A 25,631-nucleotide genomic window follows, 5' to 3' on the forward strand; every position below is an offset into this window, starting at 1 on the left:
CGTCAGCAATGAAGCTTTATATCGGTATTATGTCGGGCACTAGTATGGATGGAATTGATGTTGCACTTGTTGATCTTAGTAAGAATGAATTTATTTATGGTATTACTTTTCCTTATAGTAGCGACATTAAAGCAATGCTTAGAGAATCCATGTCACTTAAGCCTCATGATTTAGGCCACTTCAGCCAATTGCATACTTTATTAGGAAGAGAATTTGCTAAAGCAGTTTTATTTCTATTAGAGCAAAGCAATCAACCTGCCCGGAATATTATTGCTATTGGTAGCCATGGACAAACGCTTTGCCATGATACTACAGCTGCTATTCCGTACACAGTCCAATTAGGGTGCCCTCATACTATTGCTGAGATGACAGGCATTACAGTAGTTGCTGATTTTAGAACACGCGATTTAGTCGTTGGCGGGCAAGGCGCTCCTTTTGCGCCAATTTATCATCAAGCTATTTTTAAAGATTTTGGTTTTCCTTTAGCGGTAGTTAATATCGGCGGTATAGCGAACTTAACTTATCTTAAAAATGAATCTGAAGTAATTGGCTATGATGTAGGTCCTGGTAATTGTTTAATGGATGCGTGGATTTATCATTGTCAAGGACTTGACTATGATAGGGATGGAGATTGGGCAGCAAAAGGTAAAGTGATAGAATCTTTATTAAACATTTTACTGCAAGATGCTTATTTTTCTCGTCAGTCACCAAAAAGTATAGGTAAAGAATATTTTTCCCTGGATTGGCTGGCTAATTACTGTGGTGCTCTTACTTTTAAAGCTATAGATATACAAGCTACTCTATTACACTTAACTGCAATAAGCATTGCAGAAAATGTAAAAGTATTATTTCCTCAGCCAAAATATCTATTCATCTGCGGAGGAGGTGCTCATAATAAAACCTTATTAAAGGAACTTACTCGTTTATTGCCTCAAATTAATGTTTTACCAACCCAAGAAATTAATATTAATCCAGATTTTATTGAGGCAGCTATGTTTGCTTGGCTTGCTGAAAGAGCATTAAATAAAGTTGCTCTAAATCTTAGAAGTATTACTGGAGCAAACTGTCCTGCAATTTTGGGAGCAATCTATCCTGCAGGGATTGACAAAGTAAATTCTCATGCGGTGTAATGCGTGTTTTAATTTGAACATAGATCTTATTTTGCAATCAGTAAAATCACAATTAGAGCACCCTTCTAAATTAAGTGCTTATACAATTTTTATATTGTCAGCAACATTTTATTTGTATGAATTTGTACTGCAAGTTGCGCCCAGTGTTATGGCTGATTCAATGATGAAAACCTTTAATGTTGGAGCAGCTGGATTTGGTATTGTTTCTGCTTTTTATTTCTATGCCTATGCGCCTATGCAATTGCCTGCAGGTCTCTTATTCGATCGCTATGGGCCAAGGAAATTAATGACTCTTGCCCTAGTTTTATGTGCAATAGGCTCGTTTTTTTTCGCCGCTACAGATAGCCTTTTTACTGCTGCTATTGGACGTTTTTTGATAGGTATTGGCTCAGCTTTCTCCTTTATAGGTGTTTTAGTATTAGTTTCACGTTGGTTTCCTGCTAAACAATTTGCGCTATTAGCAGGGATTGCCCAATTAATGAGTTCCGTTGGCGCTATGTTTGGCGAGGTGCCGCTAGCTGCTTTAATTCAAGCAGTAGGATGGCGGCAAGCGAGCTTTATTCTCGCATTAATAGGCTTTTCTTTATCTTTATTAATTTGGTTGGTCATTCGAGATTATCCTTATCAGCCAACTCAAATTGTAGCAAAACGTCATATTCGTGATGAATGGTATCGTCTTATACAGGTCTGTACTCGTACTTATACCTGGATTATTGGCGCTTATTCTTGCGCAATATGGACGCCAATTGCTGTTTTCGCAGCATTATGGGGCGTGCCTTACCTACAGCAGAAATTTCAAATTAGTGTTCTTGAGGCTTCCGGGCTTTGTAGCATGATTTGGTTAGGCATAGGTGTAGGTAGTCCTCTGTTGGGGTGGCTAAGTGACAGAGTTTATAGTCGGCGATTGTCACTTATTATTAGTGCAAGCTTGGGTTTACTAGCAACAATCTTGTTATTATATATACCTGGTATTCCAATAGGCTGGATGTACCCAATTTTATTTATACTTGGGTTTGGTGCTGGCGGCCAGACAGTAAGCTTTGCCGTAGTTAAAGATAATAATCCTCTTGAGCTAGTAGGTACTGCATCGGGTTTTAATAATTTATCTGTACTTATAGGTGGAGCAGTATTTCAACCTCTAGTGGGTATCTTTCTAAAAAATAGCAATAATTCTTTGCAAAATGGCGTTCACTTTTATACTTTAGCTAGTTACAACAAAGCATTAGTAGTAATGCCTTGTTGCTTCTTTATAAGTTTTATTATTGCTCTTTTTATTTTAAAAGAATCTCATCCAGGTCAGGTGAAATAACGTTTACTGGATTTCACAGTTAGCCAGAACCGATGAGGTGCCGTGGTTGGTTATTTCAACCATTGCACTACCCGCAACACTGATGGTTAAATCACTATTATTTTTAACACGAAGCGAAACACTCTCACCTTCTTTAAGAATATGGTTGTTTACTGTGCCCGTATATTTCAACATGACTGCAGTCAAAGTATTTTGCTTATCCTGAGTAGATAAGTTACATTTCATAGTAAGTTGCCATACAAAGGGATTAGTTAATACTTTTGCTTCATTTGGTTTAAACTCATACTGTCTTGATGCTAAGTCGGTTGCGAAACATGAGCCAGATAAAGCGATAGCTATTAAACTAATTAATCCCTTCGGTTTCATCTTCATAATCTTCCTATAAGTAAGTTAATAATCGTGCCAATTAATCATTTCATAAATTTAAGTAATTGTGTAGTTTAAATTTTTAGGTATAGCGTTACCCACTAAGCTTTATACTGCGTTGCAAGTTCACTCGGCTCAGTCATGTACTCCTATGTACAATCCTTCGCCTTGTTTCACTTACGCCTTGTCTAAAGCTTAGTGGGCAGCGCTATATTAATTATTAAATAGTAGTGAATGAATTTTTAAAAAAAATCAGCTAAGCTAACTAAAAAATAATTATTATTCATATGAGCCAGCAAGCGAAAATAATAAAAGAGCTAGCTCTACATAAAGGTTATGTAGAAGTTGCCAAATATGATTTTGCAGTTTCAAGTCTATCGTCTAATCAAGATGTAACTATTATTGCTAATCGGGAAGTTGTTAAAACATCAGACTCTGTATCAGCTCTGCTTTATATTCCAAGCCAAGATAGTTTTATATTTTGCCAACAATTTAGAGCAGGGGTTTTTTTAAATGATAGTCATGAAAATTGCTTTACTTTGGAGTGTGTCGCAGGAACTATAGATAATTCTGATGATCCAGAACAAACAGCTTGTCGTGAAATTAAGGAAGAAACAGGCATCGAAATTGAAAAACTGCAATTAATTGCAAAAACATACAAAAGCCCCGGCCTTATGACGGAAAAGAATTACCTTTTCTATGCCGAGGTAGAAGCGCCGCCTAAGCGTAACTTACATGGCGTTGACGATGAGGAAATAGTTACGCAGGTTATTAAACGTGAAATAACCTATGAATTGATGGATAACATGCAGTTAATTGATGCGGCTACATTACTGATACTTAATTGGTTTCGCGCTAAGTATTCTTAAAAAAGTACGACTTTTTAATTTTAACAAAATACTTTTTGGTAAATGTGTTTTCTAATTAGGTTATATATTTCTTTTAAACGGATATAAATGAAGTAGGTAAATAATATGCTTTATGTTTGGCTATTAATTTTTGCCATAGCTATTTTAATTAAATATAAAATATTAACGCAATTGAATTTTACTTTTATCAGTAATATTGTTGGTAATCCCAATTTAGATTCCACTAAAGCTAAAATTAGCAATGGCTTAAAACATGATGATTTACTTAGATTGATGGAGCGTTTTAATTATAAGCCAGGAGAAGGGGTCTGTTTTGGTTTTACTATTACTTGGGCACAAGAGACTGTATCGCAAAGAGAAAATGTTTTCTATGAAAGAATTAGCTTAATCCGTAGGGAGAAGGAAAATTTAGTTGCTAAAATTAGAAACATTACACATAAAATTAAGCGTAATCAATTAGTTGGTTATCAAGAGGATCAATTACTTGAGATAAAGGCACTTATCGAAGTAGTATGCATTGCTCAGTCACCGTATGACTATGAAAATATTTATGCAGAACGTATAACTCAGACAAGCATTGATAGTATTATTACTGCTCAACAAGGTTTAGACTGTGTAGATAGAACTATTAAGCGAGTCTTTACAAAAACTGTTGCTCTGACATCTCCAACAGAAGTAATCACTTACTTTAAGCATCTAAGCTTCTTAGTACATAGCCAGGATAGTTTAGCCATGGTAGTGAGTAATGAACAACACACCATAGGTTTAAAAAAACATCCCTACGGTTGGCTTTTACTAGATATTAATTGCTTATATGGGCAATCATCTGCTTATCCTTACCTCCTTCTTGACGATGAGCAATTAAGTAATCAATTGAATGACTGTTTTGAAGAGGAAGGCATTCTTATTATTAATATTGATTTTATTGCATTCGATAATTTGAATTTAAGACGTCGTTTACATCAATTAAATAATAGTTATCCGGTAACCTATCAACATTTTTCTTATAAAAATTGTCGGAATATAAGTTTTATAGAAATTTGTGCTCAAAGCGGTGATGATCTAAGCATTAGGGAGCTAGTTGCTTTACAAAATAAAAGAGGTGGTTTTTTAACCCAACAGCAAATCAAAGCCACTCTAAACTTAGCTGTTGATAACAACCAAAGCAAAATTTTAGCTGCTTTAATGGAGATTCATGATTTAAATATTAATATAGCATGTCAGTCTAATGGAACAACAGTATTAGGATTAGCCTGTAAATTAGGAAATTTATCCTTAGTTAAATTGCTTTTAACTCATCCGCGTATCAATATTAATTGTGCTAATGATAAGGGGAATACGCCTCTTATGCTTGCTTGCCAATACTCTAAACAGAGCACGGAGTTAATTATGACTTTACTTCAAGCTAGGGCTAGCTTAGTAGTACAAAACAATGATAAAAAAAATGCCTTGAAAATTGCTAGAGAAAATCATAATTCAATAGCTATTTCAGCGATTGAAAGTTATAACCGATCTCAACATCTATTAGCGGCGGGTAATAATAATATAAAATTTTTAGAAAGACAGTACGCTCTCTATCAGGTAACTCCTTACGGACATACTTTTTTTACTACTAGAAGAGCAGCTTACGATGGCGGAAATATTCAGCCTGTAAACCAATTTTCTATGTATTAAGATATGTAGCATCTTTACTTTTGTTAATAGATGCTACATGAATTAAATAAAACAAGCATTAAGGTACATCTCTTTCTTTTTCACCGGTATAAAGCTGTCGTGGGCGGCCAAGCTTAGAGCGATTAGCAACCATTTCCATCCAATGAGACATCCAGCCTACAGTTCTTGCTAAGGCGAAAATAACGGTAAACATGTTAGTGGGAATACCAATAGCACTTAAAGTTAATCCTGAATAGAAATCAACATTAGGATAAAGTTTTTTCTCAATAAAATACTCATCTTCAAGCGCAATTCGCTCAAGTTCCATTGCTAGTTTGAAAAGTGGTGAATCAAGTGCACCCACAGCTTGTAATACTGCATGACAAGTTTTTCGCATTACCTTAGCACGAGGATCATAGCTTTTATAGACTCGATGGCCAAAGCCCATTAAGCGAAATGGATCGTCTTTATCTTTAGCGCGTTTAATATAGTGATTAATATTCTTAATATCACCAATCTCATTTAACATATTCAAGCATGCTTCATTAGCTCCTCCATGTGCCGGGCCCCATAAAGCCCCAATACCCGCTGATATACACGCAAATGGGTTTGCGCCTGTTGAACCAGCAAGTCTTACTGTTGAAGTTGATGCATTTTGTTCATGATCTGCATGTAGAATAAAGATAGTATCCATTGCATTAACAATGATGGGATTAGGGGTGACGTTTTCCGAGGGGACCCCAAACATCATATGTAAAAAGTTCTCAGCATAAGACATCTTATTTAAAGGATACATATAAGGTTGGCCAACAGAGTATTTATAACTCATCGCAGCAAGAGTTGGCATTTTAGCTATGAGTCGTATTGCTGAGATATACCTATCTTTTTGGTTATTTAAATCCATTGAATCATGATAAAATGCAGATAAAGCGCCGACAATTCCAACCATAATTGCCATAGGATGAGCATCACGCCGAAAACCATTTAAAAATTGATACATTTGCTGATGTACCATGGTATGATTATTAATAAGGCTTACAAAGTCCTTTTTCTCTTCTTCATTAGGTAATTCCCCATTTAAAAGGAGATAACTAACATCTAAAAAATCCTTTTTTTCCGCTAATTGTTCAATAGGATAACCTCGATAAAGTAATATCCCTTTGTCGCCATTAATAAAAGTTATTTTTGATTCACAGGCGGCTGTTGAAACAAAGCCTGGATCAAAAGTAAATAAACCAACACTGCTTAAATTATTAATATCAATAACATCATTACCAAGTGTAGGACTATAAATAGGTAATTCTACCGGCTCGTGGCCCTCTAGGCTAAGTTCGGCAAACTTTTTGGTCATAGCGTCTCCTGAGTAATGGCTTGAGAGCCTCGCTGCGTAAAAATGCAAAAGACTATATAAAAATGATTACTGCGAGTCTACAATTTTTTTTATACTAAATGTATAATTATAATACAAATTGGCTTTTTTAAGAGGCAGATGTTTAAATTATTTAAGTGTAAAATCGATTTTTTAGATACAATAATATAATTAGATAAAAAGAAAAAGCTTTCTTGTTATAAAGTCTTAATAGCTGCTTTACCTGATTCAATTTAAGCTATCTGTATGGTATCCTTACAAGATCTTACTTTTTAAAATTGCATAAGGATCTTTCTTCGCCATGGTTTATTCTGCCAGAGAAATTATATCAGTAAATATTGAAGATGAGTTAAAACAATCTTATCTTGACTATGCAATGAGTGTGATTGTAGGCCGTGCTTTGCCTGACGTACGTGATGGGTTAAAGCCAGTTCATAGGCGTGTCTTATTTGCAATGAATGAACTGGGTAATGACTGGAATAAGGCCTATAAGAAATCAGCACGGGTAGTAGGAGATGTCATTGGTAAATATCACCCACATGGTGATACTGCCGTTTACGACACTATCGTACGCATGGCGCAACCCTTTTCTATGCGTTATTTATTGATAGATGGTCAAGGAAACTTTGGCTCAGTCGATGGTGATAGAGCTGCGGCAATGCGTTATACCGAGATACGCATGTCAAAACTTGCTCATGCTCTATTGGCAGATTTAGAAAAAAATACGGTTGATTTTGTTCCTAATTATGATGAAACAGAATTTGCACCCTCTGTGTTACCAACGCGTATTCCTAATTTATTAGTTAATGGTTCTTCAGGTATTGCTGTTGGGATGGCTACTAATATCCCGCCTCATAATTTAACAGAAGTAATAAACGCCTGTATTGCTTTAATAGATGATCCTACTTTAACTATTGAAGAATTAATGGAATATATTCCAGCGCCTGATTTTCCAACAGCGGCCATAATTAATGGTAGAGCAGGGATTGTTCAAGCCTATCAGACAGGTCGTGGTCGAATCTTTATTAGGGCGCGTACAGAAATTGAAACAGATTCTCACACCAACAAGCAAGCCATTATTATTACGGAGCTTCCTTATCAAGTAAATAAAGCTCGCTTAGTAGAAAAAATTGCAGAGTTAGTCCGTGAGAAAAAAATAGAGGGTATTTCAGGTTTAAGAGATGAATCTGATAAGCAAGGCATGCGCGTTGTTATCGAATTAAAACGTGGTGAGGTAGCAGAGGTTATCCTAAATAATCTTTATGCCCATACTCAAATGCAGAATGTGTTTGGTATTAATATGGTTGCTTTAGTAGATGGTCAGCCCCGTACATTAAATTTAAAGCAAATCTTAGAGTATTTTATTAAACACCGCCGCGAAGTTGTCACTAGGCGTACAATTTTTGAACTTAAAAAAGCACGTGAGAGAGCGCACTTATTAGAAGGTTTAGGTGTTGCTCTAGCTAATATTGATGACATGATAGAATTAATAAAAGAATCGCCCACGCCACAAGATGCTAAGGAACGCTTACTCGCTAAAACCTGGAATGCAGGTTTAGTAAAAAGTATGTTACAAGCAGCAGGTAGCGATGCATGTCGCCCAGATAACTTATCTTCAGACTATGGACTAGTAGAAAACACTTACCGACTTTCTCCTGAACAGGCACAAGCGATTTTAGAATTGAGACTACATCGCTTAACTGCTTTAGAACAAGATAAAATTATTAAAGAATTTGAGCACCTTCTGGATCACATTAAGGATTTATTAGATATACTTGCCTCGCCTGAAAGATTATTACAGGTTATTCATGATGAGTTTGTTGATATTAAAACACAATTTGGTGATGCTCGCCGTACAGAAGTTATCGCCTCTCAAGAAGATTTAACGATTGAAGATTTAATTACTGAAGAAGATGTCGTTGTCACTTTATCTCATGAAGGGTATGTAAAATATCAACCTTTATCTGCCTATCAAGCCCAACGGCGAGGTGGTAAAGGTAAGTCTGCAACCAATGTTAAAGACGAGGATTTTATTGAGAAGCTCGTTATTGCTAGTACCCATGATACATTGTTATGTTTCTCTAATCATGGCAAGCTTTATTGGTTAAAAGCTTATCAATTACCATTAGCCAGTCGGATTTCTCGTGGTAAACCTATTATTAATATCCTGCCATTAGCGCCAGGCGAGGCAATCAATGCAATGCTACCGGTAAGAAGTTATGACGAAGGTTATTTTGTGTTTATGGCAACTAAGCATGGAACCGTTAAAAAAGTACCGCTTAATGCATTTAGTAGGCCACGTTCTAATGGGATTATTGCTGTTGATCTGGGTGAAGATGATTGTCTAGTTGGTGTTGATATTACCGATGGCAGTAGGGATATCATGTTATTTACTGATGCTGGTAAGGTTATCCGGTTTGATGAAAAATTGGTTAGACCTATGGGTAGAACAGCTCGTGGGGTAAGAGGCATCCGCTTGCATGGTGATCAATCGGTTATTTCTATGGTCGTTGCTAAATCTGAAGGTACAATTTTAACGGCTACAGAAAATGGCTATGGTAAGCGAACAGATATTGGAGAATATCGAGTTTCTGGACGGGGTGGGCAAGGAGTTATCTCTATTCAAGTTAATGAACGAAATGGAAAAGTAGTTCGTGCTCTACAAGTAGAGGAAGGCGACGAGGCCATGTTAATTACCGATAAAGGCACTTTAGTGCGTTTTAGAGTTGACGAATTATCAGTAATTGGCAGGAATACTCAGGGCGTACGTTTAATGAATCTCCATGCAGGTGAGCAAGTCGTAGGAATGCAGCGTATTGTTGAACTTGATGAAACCCAAGATGATCTCGTTGTTGCCGAAGAAATGACCAATGAATAGAGGTTATAATTTTGGCGCAGGTCCTGCCATGTTGCCTAAGGAGATATTGCTTGAGGCACAACAGGAGTTATTAAATTGGCATGATTCAGGCGTGTCTATCATGGAGATAGGCCACCGCACTAATGAATTTATAACGCTTATGAAAGAAGCAGAGTATCGCTTGCGCCGGCTTTTAAATATTCCAGCAACCTATTATGTCCTGTTTTTAGGCGGAGCTGCACGTACTCAATTTAGTATGATTCCTATGAATCTACTTGAGAAAGGAGAACAAGCAGGATTTTTCATTACAGGAATTTGGTCAGCAATGGCCTATGAGGAAGCAAAGAAACTTAAGCAGGCTTATATTATTGCTTCAAGCGAGCCTAATGGGTTTTCCTCTATACCAAAGAGCCTCTCATGGCATTTTAAAGAAGATACATCGTACATTTACTATACGCCCAATGAAACAGTTAACGGTATACGATTTGCAGCACCTCCTAAACACAATACTATTCCCTTAGTTGCAGATATGACTTCATGCTTATTAGCCGAGCCAATTAATATTGCTGATTATGGCTTAATTTTTGCTGGTGCGCAGAAAAATATCGCTAATGCTGGATTAACTGTTGTCATTATAAGGCAGGATTTAGTAGAAAATATTAAGCAAACAAAGCTTCCAACGATGCTTGATTTCCGAGTTCATGCCGAAAATAAATCGATTTATGCAACACCCCCAACATTTAATTGTTATCTGGCTTTAAAAATGTTCAAGTGGATTGAAGAACAAGGTGGCGTGACAGCGCTTTATAAGCAAAATTGTGAAAAAGCGGCAAAACTATATGACTATATTGATAATAATCCCTTTTATCAGTGCAAAATTGCTAAAGATGCACGATCGATTTTAAATATTTGTTTTACTTTGTCTCGTGTCGAACTTGAAGAAATATTTCTTGATCAAGCTACCAAGAGAGGATTATTAGCTTTAAGAGGGCATCGAACCGTCGGCGGTCTTCGAGCCAGTATGTATAATTCCATGCCTCTGGAAGGCGTTGAGCGTTTAATTGAATTTATGAGTGATTTTGCCAAGGGACAGCGTTTATGAATGTCATTGATTTTGTTAGTAGTCCAGTCGAAAAATTGCAAGGAGATATTACAGTTCCTGGCGATAAATCAATCTCTCATCGGGCAATTATGCTCGCTGCTATTGCTCAAGGTACAACCACTATTAATGGTTTTTTAGATGGCGAGGATTGCTTAGCTACTCTAAAAGCTTTCCGTCAAATGGGTGTTTCTATTAAAGGCCCTATCTCTCAACGAGTTATTATTCATGGGGTAGGCAAGTATGGTTTACAGCCTCCTAAAAGTACTATAGATTGCGGAAATTCAGGTACAAGTATACGACTTTTAACAGGATTGCTTGCTGCACAGCCTTTTGATAGCTCCCTTACCGGCGATGCAAGTTTACTTAAAAGGCCTATGGAAAGAATTAGTCGACCGCTTAATCTGATGGGTGCTGATATTAATACGACAGAAGGCAAGCCTCCGCTCTTTATTAAGGGAGTGAAGGAATTAATAGGTATTACTTATGAGATGCCAGAGGCGAGCGCACAGGTTAAATCAGCGCTATTGCTAGCTGGTTTATATGCTTCTGGTGATACCACTATTATAGAGCCTTGGTTAACTCGTGATCACACGGAGAGAATGTTAACAACTTTTTCATATCCTATTCGTAAGTGTGAAAATAAAATTATAATTAACTCGGATGGCGAGTGTGTTGGGACAGATATTATTGTGCCAGGTGATATTTCTTCTGCAGCGTTTTTTATTGTTGCAGCTACGTTGATTCCTGGTTCTGACATTTTAATAAGAAATATTGGAATTAATCCGACTCGTACTGGTGTAATTCAAATTTTACAGCAAATGGGTGCTCATATCGCTCTTAAGAACAAACGACTTTACGGTGAGGAATTAGTGGCTGATTTACATGTTTGTTATGCACCGCTAGAAGGAATAGATATTCCTTCTAATTTGGTTCCTTTAGCTATTGATGAATTTCCAGTTATTTTTATAGCAGCTGCCTGTGCCAAAGGGCAAACTAGGTTGCATGGGGCTAAAGAATTACGTAATAAAGAAAGTGATAGAATTAGCGCAATGGCTGATGGCTTACAGCGCCTTGGCATAGAAACGCAAACATTCAGTGATGGTGTGTTTATCAATGGCGGTATTATAAAAGGCGGTGAAATAGATAGTTATCATGATCATAGGATAGCGATGGCTTTTTCTATAGCAGGTGCTGTTGCCAAAGATAAAGTAATAATAAAAAATTGTGCCAATGTAGCGACCTCATTTCCAAATTTTGTTAAAACAGCCAATATGATTCATTTAGCTATTGAGGAACAGCATTATGAAGCTAGATAAAGTTATTCCTGTTATCACTATTGATGGGCCAAGCGGTACTGGCAAAGGGACTTTATGTTATATGTTAGCTAATCATTTAAACTGGCATGTGCTAGACAGTGGCTCAATTTATAGAGTTCTTGCTTATGCTATCAGACAGAGAGGAATTAATTTTAATGACATTTCTAGTATGGTGGAGCTTGCTCATAATTTAAATGTGAAATTTGAAACAGATCCCCATTTAAAATGTACAGTTATTTTAGATAATCAGGATGTCTATAAAGAAATACGCAGTGAGCAATGTGGCCAAGATGCTTCAAAAATTGCTGCCATTCCAGAAATAAGAACAGCTTTATTAGCTAGACAACGTGCATTTGCTCAATTGCCAGGGCTTGTTACTGATGGTCGAGATATGGGCACAGTTGTTTTTCCAGATGCATTTCTTAAAATTTATTTGCATGCCACACCGGAAATTCGAGCAAAAAGACGATATTTACAGTTGAAAGAAAGTGGAATTGATGTTAGCCTCGCCGAGGTCATCAATGAATTAACTATGCGAGATGAGCGTGATATAAGTCGTCAACACGCGCCTTTAACACCTGCTGCAGATGCAATTCTTATTGATACAACTGGCTTAACTATTGTACAAGTGTTCAATAATGTTTTAAAATTAGTGAATAAGCAATTAAATTCTGAATGAAGTTTGTTATTAAGTTCAGGATTAAGCTCTCTTATTATTATGTTAAATGAATTTACTTAACTATAAGAGAAATCTAAATTAATTATTGGGAGGCTTTGTGATCGGGATATCACATGGCTATTTTTTTTACTAGAGAGTTAATTAACATGTCTGAAAGTTTCAAAGAGTTGTTCGAGCAAAGCATCGCTGGTGCTCAATTTTACCCTGGCGCTATAATTACTGCAAAAGTTATTGATATTGATGATGATTATGTAACTTTAAATGCTGGCTTGAAATCTGAAGGAATTGTTGCTGTAGAAGAGTTTCAAGATAAAAATGGTAAATTAGAAATTCATGTTGGGGACACCGTCGAAGTTGCTCTAGATTCTGTTGAAGATGGGTTTGGTGAGACGCTACTATCGCGCGAAAAAGCGAAGCGCCAAGAAGCATGGCGTAAATTATCGAAATCACATGAAAACAATGATACTGTAACCGGTTTAATTTCAGGTAAAGTTAAAGGTGGTTTTACAGTTGAAATTGGCTCGATAAGGGCATTCCTACCTGGTTCTTTAGTTGATGTCAGACCTGTACGTGATCCTTCTTATTTGGAAGGCAAAGAGCTTGAATTTAAAGTAATAAAAATGGATTTAAAGCGTAACAACATTGTTGTTTCACGTCGAGCTGTAGTAGAAGAAGAAAGTAGTGCTGATAGACAAGCATTATTAGATTCATTACATGACGGACAAATCTTAAATGGTATCGTTAAAAATCTTACAGATTATGGCGCATTCATTGATCTAGGTGGTATTGATGGCCTCTTACATATTACTGATATTTCTTGGAAACGTGTTAAACACCCAAGTGAAGTGCTTACTGTAGGCCAAGACGTTAAAGTTAAAGTATTAAGTTTTGATAGTGAACGTAACCGCGTTTCTTTAGGTATGAAACAGCTTGGTAATGATCCATGGGTTGATCTCGTTGAGCGCTATCCTGTCGGTAAGAAAATGAAAGGAAAAGTAACTAATATTACTGATTATGGATGTTTTGTTGAAATAGAAGAAGGCGTAGAAGGTTTAGTTCATATGTCTGAAATGGATTGGACTAATAAGAATGTTCATCCAAGCAAAGTAGTGTCTATGGGCGATATGGTCGATGTTATGGTTCTTGAAATTGATGAAGAACGTCGCCGTATTTCCCTAGGCATGAAACAATGTGTAGGTAACCCTTGGCATCAATTTGCTCAGACACATAGTAAAGGTCAAAAAGTAACTGGTAAAATTCGCTCAATTACTGATTTTGGCATCTTTATTGGACTTGAAGGTGATATTGACGGCCTGGTCCACTTATCCGATATTTCTTGGACTATTCCAGGTGAGGAAGCGGTCAAACAATTTAAGAAAGGTCAAGAGCTTGAAGCAATTATTCTTGCAATTGACCCTGAAAGAGAGCGTATTTCTTTAGGCTTAAAACAACTTGAGGGTGACTCTTTTGCTACGTTTGTTGAAGAACATAGTAAGGGTGCAATTGTTAAGGGTAAGGTAATTAGTGTGGAGCCAAAAACTGTCACTGTCGACTTAGGTCGTGATGTTATAGGAACAATTCGTGCTAATGAATTATCAGAAGATCGGGTCGAAGATGCGACTACTCTCTTTAAAGAGGGCGACGAAGTAGAGGCTAAAATCGTTAATATCGATAAGAAAAACCGTACTATTTCACTCTCAGTGAAGGCAAAAGATGCTCATGAGCAAGCAGAAGCAATTAAAAAGTATTCTCGTAGTGAAGTAGCTTCAACTACTTTAGGCGATTTACTTAAAGAAAAAATGGCTCATAGAGAAGCAGAATAGCTTAAGTTTATTTCTTGAAACTGTAAAAAAAAGCGTAGCTAACTACGCTTTTTTTATCTCTAAATTTAATTAAAATCATTGGTATGACTAAAATAAAATTAAATTTGATATAAGAAGATTTATTTTATATTTATAAGCAACTTAAGTTGCAATCTTTTCTAAGTTAATACCTTGACTTAAAGCTATTTAAATTTGAAATTTGTCAAAAGCTAGAGAAACTTGGTGTTTAAAATGAATATTATTTACTTACCCATTAAAGTTTAAATTCGCTCTAGGTTAAGCAGGTAGATTTTTTTATTCCTCATAAGGACTAATCAATGCGTATTTTAATGATAATTTTGTATTTATTTTTAATAATACTAGGAGTAAGCTTCGCTGCCTTAAATGCAGTTTCAGTGCCAATAAATTTATATGTTACTACCTTAACACTGCCAATCTCTGTATTAATAGCTATAGCTTTAAGTATTGGACTTATTCTAGGTTTTTTAATCTTTTTAGGTCGTTATTGGCGCCTTAAAATAGAGTGCTTCAAAATTAAAAATCAATTAAAAATTACAGAAACCGAAATTAAAAATTTAAGGACAATGCCATTAAAGGATCAGCCCTAGCTTTATAAATTTTATCAAGCTTAAAAATTAGTCTTAATCGAGTAACCTCCAATACGATAGGATAATATTTTTAGCATATTAGTTTACTTCTAAAATTAGATAATACTAGCAAAACAGGTCCAGATAGCAGTACAATACTTTGCGCTTATTGATTCTGATAGGGAATCTTTCGATGATTAACTTATGGCCTTTATTGTTACCTGCTGCAGCATTATCAGGCTGGTGGGTTGCTAGCCGTAATTATTTGCACAAGGACTCCAAAAATAGTAATTATTTGTCAAGAGAATATGTTGTTGGTTTAAATTATCTATTAAATGAACAGCCTGATAAAGCAGTAGATATATTTATTCAGTTGCTCGATGTTGATAGTGAAACAGTTGAAACTCATTTAGCCTTAGGCAGTTTATTTAGACGTCGTGGAGAAGTTGATAGAGCAATTCGTATCCATCAAAACCTCATTGCAAGGCCCCAGTTAAGCCTTGCTGAACGAAAAGAAGCACTGCGGGCTTTAGGTCAAGATTATATGAGCGCAGGTGTATTTGATAGGGCAGAGCGAATCTTCCTTGAGGCTGTTAAATTAGGTGGTAATCAAGAGGTTCATAGTTTACATGGTTTATTAGCTATCTATCAACAGGAGAAAGCTTGGGAAAAGGCATTAGAAATCATTCAAAAGTTGGAAAGCTCTACTGGTCAGAATTTACACCATCAGGCAGCTCATTATTATTGTGAGATTGCGGAACAGGCCTTAAAGGCTAATTTACTAGATAAAGCTCAAAATGCGACACGTCAAGCTTTGCATATTGATAAGAGATCAGTTCGCGCAAGCTTGTTACAAGCTTCTCTAGACATAAAAAATGCCCGCTATAAACAGGCCCTTCGCTCTTTAAAACGTGTGCCTGTCCAAGATCCAGATTTCTTAACCGAAATTATTGAACCTTTGGTTTTTTGTTATCGCCAATTAGATGCGATGAATGAATGTATTGAATATCTACAACAGACATTAGTGACAGATCCACGTGCGTCAACCATTTTTGTTATAGCTGATGAATTACGAAAAGAGAAAAATATCGATATAGCAATCGATTTTGTGTCAGAGAAATTAAGTACTTATCCTTCAATTAAAGGTTTAAACCGCCTTATTTATTGGCACTTAGAGAGTGCTCACGGTAAAGTGAAAACTAAATTACAGATTTTATATAATATAACCAGTAAATTTTTAGAAAATAAACCTAAATATCGCTGTGGGCAGTGTGGTTTTGGTGGTAAGCATTTGCACTGGCATTGCCCAAGCTGTAAACAGTGGGGTAAAATGAAGCCCGTTTATGGATTAGAAGGTGATTAGACAATTTTCTATTAAAAATTAATCCTTAACCAACTTTAAGAATGATAATTAGTTTAATTATTTACTAGAGCTTGTTGCCGATTACTCTACGAACCCTACGTGGCGCGGCTTGTCCGCGCCATCCAGAAAATTGTAGATTCAGTAGTAGATAAGCTGTGGAATGTATGGGCTTTAGGCATTTTAAAAAAATGAATTATCAAAAGACTTAGTTAAATTAATTTTTAAGATTTAAAGTGCAGCCAATTAATCAGTAATACAACCTATTAAAATGATTGAATTTTAGAGAATTTTATGCAATTTATCGATTTAAAAAAACAATATAAGTTAATCGAAAAGGATATTTTAAGTAGTATTCAAAATGTACTTAATCATGGTCAATATGTTATGGGGCCAGAAATTATAAGTTTAGAAAATAAATTGGCTGATTTTATTGGAGTAAAGCATGTTATTGCCAATTCAAGTGGTACAGATGCCTTATTGATGGCCTTACTATCATTAGATATAAAGCCAGATGATGAAATTATTACCAGTCCTTTTAGTTTTTTTGCAACCGCAGAAGTGATTGCTCTTTGTCACGCTAAACCTGTTTTTGTGGATATTGATCCACTTACTTATAATATTGATCCTAACAAGGTCGAAGCAGCCATTAATCAAAAGACAAAAGCAATTATGCCAGTAAGTTTATATGGTCAATGTGCTGATATGACAGCCATTAATGCAATTGCTAGCAAATATCAAATACCTGTTATCGAAGATGGGGCACAAAGTTTCGGTGCAACTCATCTTGGTCACTATTCTTGCGCATTATCAACAATAGGGTGTACAAGCTTTTTTCCATCAAAACCACTAGGCGGTTATGGTGATTCAGGCGCTTGTTTCACAAATGATGATGATATTGCAGCTAAGTTACGAGAAATCCGTAACCATGGGCAAGAGATACGTTATCAACATAAACGTATTGGATTTAATGGACGTATGGATACATTACAGGCTGCGGTTTTAATTGAAAAGATGAAATTATTTGCTCATGAAATTGAGTTACGCAATTTAGTGGCTAAACGTTATAATGATTTACTAGCAGGCGCGCTAAAGACGCCCTATATTCAACCTCAGAATAGAAGTGTATTTGCACAATACACAATTGAGGTACCTAATCGAGATGAATTTCAAACTCAATTACAGAATTTAGGTATTCCAACAGCAGTTCACTATCCAATTGCCCTGCATTGCCAGCCGGCACTGGCTTATTTAGGCTACCAGGAAGGCGATTTTCCCAACGCAGAACGAGCAAGTAAGCAGGTAATAAGTTTGCCTATGTACCCTTATTTAAGTTTTGCTGAGCAACAATCAATAGTAAATGCTATAAAATATTGTCTTAATGATATGCGAGTGACAAGTTAAATGAACCCTAGAATCATTGTGGCGCTGGATTTTTCTAATCAAGATGATGCTTTAAACTTAGTAAATAATTTAAATCCAGACGAATGCGCTTTAAAAATTGGTAGTGAGATGTTCACTTTATTTGGCCCTCGTTTTGTACGAACTTTAGTGGATAGAAATTATAATGTTTTTCTGGATTTAAAATTTCACGACATTCCCAATACTGTAGCACATGCATGTAAAGCAGCTGCTGAACTTGGTGTGTGGATGATTAATGTACACACATCTGGCGGATTCAAAATGATGCAAGCTGCACAAGAGGCACTTATGTCTTTTGGCTCTCGTAAACCTCTTTTAATAGGCGTAACGGTTTTAACGAGTACAGCCAGCCAAGAATTACCTAGTATTGGGATTATTTCGCCTCTCGAGGAGCAAATTAGCCGTCTAACTAAACTTGCACAGAAAGCGGGCCTTGATGGCGTTGTATGTTCAGCTCATGAGGTACAATTAGTAAAAGCGCTTTGTGGCTCTTCTTTCTTAACTGTCACCCCTGGCATCCGCTTACTAACTGATAACTCAGATGATCAAGTAAGGATTATGTCGCCTAAGGAAGCTTTAGATTTAGGTAGTGATTATTTGGTCATTGGCCGACCCATTACACGTGCCAAAAATCCCCAATTAGTTATTAAGTCAATTATTAATTCTTTAACTTATTTACCGAAATAAGCTGTAAGTAGGACTAAATTTTCCCACAAAAAAGCCGCTAACTAATTATTAGTTGGAAGCCTAGCTATTCATTTCCATTAAAAATTATGTTAGTTATAAAAAAGACTAAAGATTTATCAAGGAATATTTACTGACTCAAACTATCTTTAAATAAAGGATTTTCCTATAAAGTAGTCAGACGATCTGTAGCTGGAAGCAAGAACATTATAAGCTTTGCGTAACCACAAAAGATAGATCTGACCTTTTTAAAGACTGCCAGTTTTTAAAAAGTCTATTGGGAGCAAGCTATGAGGCAAGGAAAGGTACTAGGCGAGCTATTGCGTCAGAATGGTCAAGGAAGTCCTAATAGTATTTTATTAAAAAAATACTTACTTTGTGCCTATTATGGGTGGTTTAGAATAAATGGACTTTCCCCCGATGAGCAATTTTCTCTAAGTGATTATCTATTTGATGATGAGCGGCTTGTTTTTGATTTTACACATTTAAGTAAAACTGCGCGCGAGGAGTTTTTAAACTGGTTTTTATCACCCCACTTAATGCAAGCGCAGCGTACGTTTTTAACGGGTGCAAAGACAAATGATTATCGAGGTTATACAGCAGAAGTTGGCCTTAGTTGGTGGGGTAGAATTACAAATTTATTATTTTATCGTAAAAGGGCTTATAAGTGGCAGTTGGCATCATGCAAATTGGCACAAAATCATCAATTAAATAGTATCGAAATAACCGAAGGGGAAAATGGATTACTTATTGGTTTTAATCAAAATGCAACCAAAGAAACTGCAAATAAGTATCATCTTGATAATGATAACCAAGATAAGCCATTACGCAATACAAAGCGAATTTTTTTAAATGATGCTTTAGTTAAACAATTAATAAGTACCGACTTAAAAACTCAAGATTATGCTAGTATGGTATTAAAACCGCACCCATTTTCAGTTCATGTAAATTCACCAGCCCAGCGAATTCAAGCTATGCATGAATATCGCCAGGTTCAGGGTTTTATCTCTACGCTATCTTGGTATACACGTTTTTGGCGATGGATAAAATCTTGTTTTATTTCTAACCCAATGGTTAGTAAGGTAGCGCAGCCGGAGCGGAGAAATTTTACAAAGCATCAACTTTTAACAAAAAAGGGTACAATTCAAGTGTATCAGCGGGCTGATAGTGGTGAGATTTTAATTATTGAAAAGCGGCCAGATTTAGACACTAGTGTCTATTGTGGTGGCGGAGTTAGATTTTTTGGCCATATAGGCGCCTACAAGGCATTTGAAGATGCAAAGATTAAATATAAAAAATTTGCCGGAAGCTCTGCTGGTGCAATTATGGCTACACTTTGTTATCTCGGATTTTCTTCAAAAGAAATTTTTGAATTTTTTAAAAATTTTCGTCAAGAACATTTTATTTTTTATGATATTGATCGCTACGGAATATCTGATAAGCGAGCTTTAAAAGCAGCACTTGATTTTATGGTTTTAAAAAAAGTTAATGAAATTATTAAGCAATATAACTTAGATCAAACTTCTGAGGGTAAAGAATTTTTAGCAACTCAAATTTTTAAAGGTGGAAAAATAACGTTTGAATCGCTTAAAAATCTAAAGAAAGCCTATCCGGATTGTAGTCTCGGCGAAGAATTAATTGTTACAGCAACCAATATTGAAAAGCGCGAGACACGATTTTTTTCATCTAATTTAACTCCCACAATGGAAATTAGTGAAGCTTGTGCAATTTCGGCTAGTTTCCCGGTTATTTTCAAACCTACCCTTTTTGAAGGAGAAAGATACAATGATGGCGGTATTTTAAATAATTTACCTATGGACGTTTTTTACGACGATTATTCTACCTTTTTAGAATCACCGTATAATAATAGCTTAAGCTTAATTGCCTTCCAGTTTGATAGTGGTCAAGAAAGAGGAATTGTTGATAACTTTTTTACTCAGGTTTATCGAGAGAATTTTATTTTAAACTGGATTTATGGCTTTTTAACAGGCGTAAAAGATCCAGTGAGCGCATGGGAGCGGGAACGGATTAAATTAAGAAACTATGGTAATCAAGTTATTTTAATTTCGTCAGCAAACATCGGTTCTACTCAATTTAATCTGGATGCGCAGGACCAAGTGAAATTATTTAAAAATGGTTATGAGGCTGCAAAAAATTATATTAATGCACGCTATCGGCAGGATGATTTAAATTCAGAAGCTGTAAATGAAGAATATTTATTTTCAACTTTTACTAATGTTTTTGAAGCGATGTATTATGCTTGTTATCGAGGCCATAAGGATTGGTTTGAATATTTCGCTAGCCTTTGTTTGTTAGAAGGAGCGAGAGAACTTGACATTAATCAACTTAGGAATCGCTATTTTAATAAACTTGCTAATAAACAAGCAAAAAATGAAGAAGATATTATTGTTGAAAAAAACGATCCCTCCCCTGAAATTAAAGATTTAAGTATTAATAGAATACTATTTACAGCTATTTATCCTATTTTCTTAAAACTGCCTTGTAATTTTATTAATAATGCTCTTGATTTAAAATTGTTCAAATGGGCAAGGCATTCATTCTCTAGTATAGAACCCTTAGAATGTCTTACTTATCTTGAGAAATTACAAGGTGAAACTCATCTTTTAGTCAGTATCTTTATTCGTTTGCTCGCGGATTTTAAGGCAGCAATCATTGATATTGAAACATTATGCCGCAGACTAGGAATTTTTGAATCTCTTCTTGGCTTTGAAGATAAACTTTATGATCCTAGTTTTTATGGGGCATGGCACTCGATGAGTAACCAAGTCCAAAATATATTAAATGATTTTGAGAAAATAAAGTGGTCTACGTTAGTAGAATTTTGTAGCTCACTTAAAAAACCTGAAAAGAGTAGTCTTAAACCTTCTATTGTAGCAGCAAATGAATCTTTAAATGATGCCACCACTGTTAGTGTATCTTCTATTAATGATCAATCTTCTAGTATGGTTAGGCAATCGATTCATTAAGGTATATACTTAATTTTTTGATTGTTGTAAAACACGTATGGCAAAGAAGGATCATTTATATTATTTGCAACAGATGGGGGTAGATGTTTGGACTCCTCGCCAAACTCATATTTGTTCAAATAAATTGATTGATTTAGCAAGTACTGTTGCGAATTGTACTAAATGTCCGTTATATCAGAATCGCACCAATACAGTATTTTCTCGCGGTAATTCATCTGCAAAATTGATGATCATTGGTGAAGCGCCCGGTTTTAATGAAGATAAGCAAGGACTCCCTTTTGTAGGTAGAGCTGGCGCATTACTCAATCAAATGTTAAATAGTATTGGTCTTACGGAAGACGATGTTTATATTGCCAACGTTATAAAATGCCGCCCTCCCGAAAACCGTGACCCGCGCCCTGAAGAAATCCTGCAATGTAGTGGTTATCTCGTACAACAAATTGAGCTTGTAGCACCAAAATTATTATTAGCATTAGGGCGTTTTGCAGGTCAATTTCTATTAAATGAAATTCAAGCACTTAATCGAATGCGGGGTGTAGTTCACTCTTATAAGAAGATTCCTTTTATAGTGACTTACCATCCTGCTTATTTGCTACGTAAGCCAAGCGACAAAAAGAAAGCTTATCAAGATCTGCTTTGTGTGAAGGAGTTATTAGGCGGTAATGACGCATAAAATTGGTTTTACTTTACTAGAATTATTAATCGTAATAAGTATTATTAGCCTTTTATTATTATTTTCAATACCTGGTCAACAACAATTATATGAACAAAATCAATTAAAAATTGTGAGTAATAGGTTAAAAAGTGTTGTTCAATATGGGCGAAATATGGCTCTTGCTCGAGATGTAATATTAGCTCTTGCGCCGTTAAATAATCAAAATTGGTCGCAAGGGTTGGTGTTATTTATAGATAATAAAAAGCACCAGCCTAGCCAAGATAAAATAATACAAATTTGGCAATGGGCCTCCCATTCAATTCATATCAGCTGGCAGGGTTTTCAATCTACAAACTATTTACTTTTCTCGCCAAACCTAAAAAATGCTAGTTGTAATGGTCATTTTTTGCTTGTAACTAAAAATAATTTACCCAAAAAAATAATTCTTAATCGATTTTGTTATGTACATGATGAGTGATTCTATAGAAGTTAATTGATAAAAACAGTCTAGATTAAAATAAAATCATCTATACTCATCAATAGGATTAATAATATGAGCAAGGAATGTGAGAAAAATAGTGGGCTTTACCCTATTAGAGTTTTTAATAGCTATAGCGCTTGCGGCTGTTTTCTTGGCATTAGCTGTGCCTGGTTATTACTCAACTATTCAAAATAATAAAGTAGTATCTGTTGTAAATGAAATCTCAGCGGCTGTACACCTAGCTCGAATGGAGGCAATCCGGCGAGGAGTACGAGTGATTGTTTGTGCGGCGAATTCTTCTCTAACGGCTTGTGGTAGCTCAGCACAATGGACCCAAGGTTGGCTAGTTTTCATTGATGCGAATAATAATAATGGCGTTGATTCTTCTGCTGATATAATTCGTGTTCATGAGGCCTTACAAACTAATTTATCTATAACTGCCAACAGTGCGTTAATAAGTTTTGATGGCAGCGGTTTTCTGACTAGCGGTGCTTTTACCATGACTGTAAATGCGCCCGGATGCCGCGGCGATAATGTGCGTATAATTAATATTACAGCCAGTGGTCGTTTAAGCTTAACACGCGGCTTGTGTAGTTAATTTATAAATTTATTCAAATTTGGTTTAAAACTAACATTATAGGGTAAAAAAGATTATACTGATATCCACTATATTTTACTTAAAATAACATGTCCTTTATTTTCAAAGATATAGCAGACAAAACTTTACCACCCAAAACATTATTTCCATGGCTTACTTATGAGCAGTCTTTAACTAAACGTTTACAATGTATAGTAGGAGAAGCGCCTAAGTTAACTGTGCTTAAACAGCATTGGTGTCCTGTTGATTGGTGGGATAAGTATGTTGTAGGCCTTAGTGAAGATGAGTTAGCTCTACATCGTGAAATTATTATTTCTGCTGAAAATAAACAATGTTGGTATGGGCGAACTATCATTCCAGCCTCCACTTACCAATCTTATGAAGCCCTTTTTGCTCGTTTAAATCAAGAAAGTTTAGGTCAGCTTATTTTCAGCAATAAAGCAATAACTCGCCTTGCACATAAGTTTTATTCTATTACTCCACAATCCATAGAATACTATTGGCTAAAACCAATCATCCATGTTAATGATAGTAGGTTATGGGTTAGGCTGGCTGTGTTTACAATAAATAATCACGCTCAGTTTTACTTAATTGAAATTTTATTACCAGACCTATTAAGGGTAACTAATGAATTGGCATAGTTATTATCGATTAGCTCGTTTTCATAAACCGGTTGGTACCCTTTTGCTTTGGTCGCCTACAGCGTGGGCTTTATGGGTTGCTAATCAAGGCAAGCCATCCTTACATCTGATTATTTTATTTTTTTTAGGTACCATTTTTATGCGGGCAGCAGGATGCATCGTTAATGATATGGCTGATCGGAATATTGATTTGCATGTAGAGCGTACGCGGGGGAGGCCACTTACAACAGGTGAGGTATCTTTTAAAGAAGCTTTTATTTTGCTAGTCCTATTTTTGGCAGCATCATTATTTATTTTGTTAAATTTACCTTTTAACTGCTTTTACTATGCTTTATTTGCACTATTTACAACCTTTATATATCCTTTCTGTAAGCGATTTATCCAAGGGCCACAACTCATTTTAGGAATAGCTTTTTCTCTAGGTATCCCTATTGCGTTTGTCGCTTCTAATACGCCTTTTGACAAAAGCATATTTTATTTATTGCTAATTAACTATACTTGGATAGTTGCCTACGATACACAATATGCGATGGTTGACCGTCAAGATGATTTAAAAATAGGGGTTAAATCGACGGCGATTTTATTTGCCAACGCTGATCGATTAATCATAGGGCTATTACAGCTCTTTTTGCATTTTCTTTGGATTTTATTAGCAAATTACCTTAATTTATCAAATTCTTTCTTTCTTATATGGGCCATTGGGGCTGGTATTTTAGTTTACCAGCAGTGGTTAATAGTAAACCGTAACGAAACGAGGTGCTTACAAGCGTTTTCCTGGAATGGTTGGTATGGCCTTTTAATGTGGTTAGCTATTATTCTAGGATTTAATTACTAAATTTTTATTAACTGGTTAATGCCCTATACTTTTTTCTGGAATAACCCTATTAACAATAATGTTTAACGCCCAGTACTTCTTAATATTTTATTAAGCTAAATAATTTATAATGTATAAAACTTATACAAATTGGTAGTAATATATGACTGGAGTAATAATACTAAGTGATCTTGATGGGACCATTACAGCTAGAGAGGGCAGTAAGACTGTTTATAGCCCGTTCTATCAATCCCTTTTGGAAGGGTATCAAGAAGGTAAAAAGCAGTTTTATAAGGACCCTAATTTAAAAGATGATGTACAGCAATTATTTGTAGAAAAGTTTGGTCAATTTGACAGTGAATTTGATTATAGTAAGGAAGATTCAGATATATTAATGGATGCTGAAGCAGTAGATTTTTTTCATGAAATGCTTGCACTTGAAAATGTTACTATTTATATAATTACAAAAAATCGTGCAGACTATGTTAAAGAATTATTAAAATATCACGGTTTCTCACCAGAGGAAATTAATAAAATACAGATAGAAGATTCAGGCCACAAACAAGATGATGTTTATCGTAATTTAAAGGTAAGAAAAGAGGATACTCATATTCTTATTTTGGATGATAGTGGCTTAGATGTAGATGAAATGACTAGGGGTGCTAAAGCCGTGGGCTATGTTGAGGAAGAAATTAGAGCGATCAACGCACAGCCTGGTCAATTTGAATGGGCTGCTTATAAAGAAGACGTTAAAAAAATTATTAGATCAAATCAGCCCGGTCCTGATAAGCTAGAAAATCTATCAAGCTCTAGTTGTAGAGAAACTTTTTTTGCTGCATCCTCCTCCCCGATAACTAGTCCTATTAATACTCCTCAAAATGTAGAAACAAAGGCAACCTATCAGTAGGATTAGTACCAGTATTAAATCT

General features: G+C 35.7%; 22 protein-coding genes. 20 read left to right on the forward strand and 2 right to left on the reverse strand.

Going from position 1 to position 25,631, the window contains the following annotated elements:
* The first annotated feature begins 8 nt into the window (after positions 1-8).
* Together ACQUW5_RS00165 and ACQUW5_RS00170 are read left to right on the forward strand one after the other, a co-directional pair.
* The gene (locus ACQUW5_RS00165) at positions 9-1,130 is read left to right on the forward strand and encodes an anhydro-N-acetylmuramic acid kinase (RefSeq protein ID WP_444988838.1); all 1,122 of its coding nucleotides are present in this window, start codon (positions 9-11) and stop codon (positions 1,128-1,130) included.
* Positions 1,131-1,161: 31 nt separating this feature from the next.
* Positions 1,162-2,439, forward strand: a complete 1,278-nt coding sequence (locus ACQUW5_RS00170; protein ID WP_444988839.1) for an MFS transporter — start codon at positions 1,162-1,164, stop codon at positions 2,437-2,439.
* Positions 2,440-2,442: 3 nt separating this feature from the next.
* Here the strand turns inward: ACQUW5_RS00170 and ACQUW5_RS00175 are convergent, their stop codons facing one another.
* Positions 2,443-2,805 (reverse strand): hypothetical protein, encoded by a 363-nt coding sequence (locus ACQUW5_RS00175; protein ID WP_444988841.1) that lies wholly within the window; start codon positions 2,803-2,805, stop codon positions 2,443-2,445.
* Between the two features lie 287 nt (positions 2,806-3,092).
* Here ACQUW5_RS00175 and ACQUW5_RS00180 point away from each other — a divergent pair, with 287 nt between their 5' ends.
* Together ACQUW5_RS00180 and ACQUW5_RS00185 are read left to right on the forward strand one after the other, a co-directional pair.
* On the forward strand, positions 3,093-3,674 hold the full coding sequence (locus ACQUW5_RS00180) for an NUDIX domain-containing protein (RefSeq protein WP_444988843.1): 582 nt from the start codon (positions 3,093-3,095) through the stop codon (positions 3,672-3,674).
* Positions 3,675-3,779: 105 nt separating this feature from the next.
* Positions 3,780-5,348: an ankyrin repeat domain-containing protein gene (locus tag ACQUW5_RS00185; protein ID WP_444988845.1), complete on the forward strand. Its 1,569-nt coding sequence runs from the start codon at positions 3,780-3,782 to the stop codon at positions 5,346-5,348.
* 58 nt (positions 5,349-5,406) lie between these two features.
* Here ACQUW5_RS00185 and gltA read toward each other — a convergent pair whose 3' ends face one another.
* Positions 5,407-6,678, reverse strand: a complete 1,272-nt coding sequence (gltA, locus tag ACQUW5_RS00190) for a citrate synthase (protein WP_444988847.1) — start codon at positions 6,676-6,678, stop codon at positions 5,407-5,409.
* 319 nt (positions 6,679-6,997) lie between these two features.
* Between gltA and gyrA the strand changes: the two genes are divergently transcribed.
* From gyrA to ACQUW5_RS00270, 16 genes are all read left to right on the forward strand, one after another.
* Positions 6,998-9,574 carry a DNA gyrase subunit A gene (gene gyrA, locus ACQUW5_RS00195; RefSeq protein ID WP_444988849.1) on the forward strand — a complete coding sequence of 859 codons (2,577 nt, stop codon included), beginning with the start codon at positions 6,998-7,000 and terminating at the stop codon, positions 9,572-9,574.
* A complete protein-coding gene (gene serC / locus ACQUW5_RS00200) occupies positions 9,567-10,655 on the forward strand; it encodes a 3-phosphoserine/phosphohydroxythreonine transaminase (protein ID WP_444988851.1) in 1,089 nt (362 codons plus the stop codon). The genes gyrA and serC overlap by 8 nt, the downstream gene beginning before the upstream one ends.
* Entirely contained in the window at positions 10,652-11,971 is a 1,320-nt protein-coding gene (gene aroA / locus ACQUW5_RS00205) for a 3-phosphoshikimate 1-carboxyvinyltransferase (protein ID WP_444988853.1), read from the forward strand. The genes serC and aroA overlap by 4 nt, the downstream gene beginning before the upstream one ends.
* The gene (cmk, locus tag ACQUW5_RS00210; protein ID WP_444988855.1) at positions 11,958-12,650 is read left to right on the forward strand and encodes a (d)CMP kinase; all 693 of its coding nucleotides are present in this window, start codon (positions 11,958-11,960) and stop codon (positions 12,648-12,650) included. The genes aroA and cmk overlap by 14 nt, the downstream gene beginning before the upstream one ends.
* Positions 12,651-12,796: 146 nt before the next feature.
* Positions 12,797-14,473 (forward strand): 30S ribosomal protein S1, encoded by a 1,677-nt coding sequence (gene rpsA, locus ACQUW5_RS00215; RefSeq protein WP_444989597.1) that lies wholly within the window; start codon positions 12,797-12,799, stop codon positions 14,471-14,473.
* A 317-nt stretch (positions 14,474-14,790) separates the two neighbouring features.
* Positions 14,791-15,081, forward strand: coding sequence for a LapA family protein (locus ACQUW5_RS00220; protein ID WP_444988857.1), 291 nt, complete (start codon positions 14,791-14,793; stop codon positions 15,079-15,081).
* A 172-nt stretch (positions 15,082-15,253) separates the two neighbouring features.
* Positions 15,254-16,423 carry a lipopolysaccharide assembly protein LapB gene (gene lapB, locus ACQUW5_RS00225; protein ID WP_444988859.1) on the forward strand — a complete coding sequence of 390 codons (1,170 nt, stop codon included), beginning with the start codon at positions 15,254-15,256 and terminating at the stop codon, positions 16,421-16,423.
* Positions 16,424-16,714: 291 nt separating this feature from the next.
* Complete coding sequence (locus ACQUW5_RS00230) at positions 16,715-17,824, forward strand: DegT/DnrJ/EryC1/StrS family aminotransferase (protein WP_444988861.1); 1,110 nt, start codon at positions 16,715-16,717, stop codon at positions 17,822-17,824.
* A complete protein-coding gene (gene pyrF / locus ACQUW5_RS00235) occupies positions 17,825-18,529 on the forward strand; it encodes an orotidine-5'-phosphate decarboxylase (protein ID WP_444988863.1) in 705 nt (234 codons plus the stop codon).
* Positions 18,530-18,816: 287 nt separating this feature from the next.
* Entirely contained in the window at positions 18,817-21,513 is a 2,697-nt protein-coding gene (vpdC, locus tag ACQUW5_RS00240; RefSeq protein WP_444988865.1) for a Dot/Icm T4SS effector VpdC, read from the forward strand.
* Positions 21,514-21,550: 37 nt separating this feature from the next.
* Entirely contained in the window at positions 21,551-22,186 is a 636-nt protein-coding gene (locus ACQUW5_RS00245) for a uracil-DNA glycosylase (protein WP_444988867.1), read from the forward strand.
* The gene (locus ACQUW5_RS00250; RefSeq protein WP_444988869.1) at positions 22,176-22,646 is read left to right on the forward strand and encodes a pilus assembly FimT family protein; all 471 of its coding nucleotides are present in this window, start codon (positions 22,176-22,178) and stop codon (positions 22,644-22,646) included. The genes ACQUW5_RS00245 and ACQUW5_RS00250 overlap by 11 nt, the downstream gene beginning before the upstream one ends.
* 88 nt (positions 22,647-22,734) lie before the next feature.
* On the forward strand, positions 22,735-23,247 hold the full coding sequence (locus ACQUW5_RS00255; protein ID WP_444988871.1) for a GspH/FimT family pseudopilin: 513 nt from the start codon (positions 22,735-22,737) through the stop codon (positions 23,245-23,247).
* An 89-nt stretch (positions 23,248-23,336) separates the two neighbouring features.
* The gene (locus tag ACQUW5_RS00260) at positions 23,337-23,888 is read left to right on the forward strand and encodes a chorismate--pyruvate lyase family protein (protein WP_444988873.1); all 552 of its coding nucleotides are present in this window, start codon (positions 23,337-23,339) and stop codon (positions 23,886-23,888) included.
* Entirely contained in the window at positions 23,875-24,723 is an 849-nt protein-coding gene (ubiA, locus tag ACQUW5_RS00265) for a 4-hydroxybenzoate octaprenyltransferase (protein WP_444988874.1), read from the forward strand. Before ACQUW5_RS00260 ends, ubiA begins: the two co-directional genes overlap by 14 nt.
* Positions 24,724-24,865: 142 nt before the next feature.
* Complete coding sequence (locus ACQUW5_RS00270) at positions 24,866-25,609, forward strand: hypothetical protein (protein WP_444988876.1); 744 nt, start codon at positions 24,866-24,868, stop codon at positions 25,607-25,609.
* Positions 25,610-25,631: the final 22 nt, after the last annotated feature.

It is taken from the genome of Legionella pelazae (assembly GCF_052527395.1).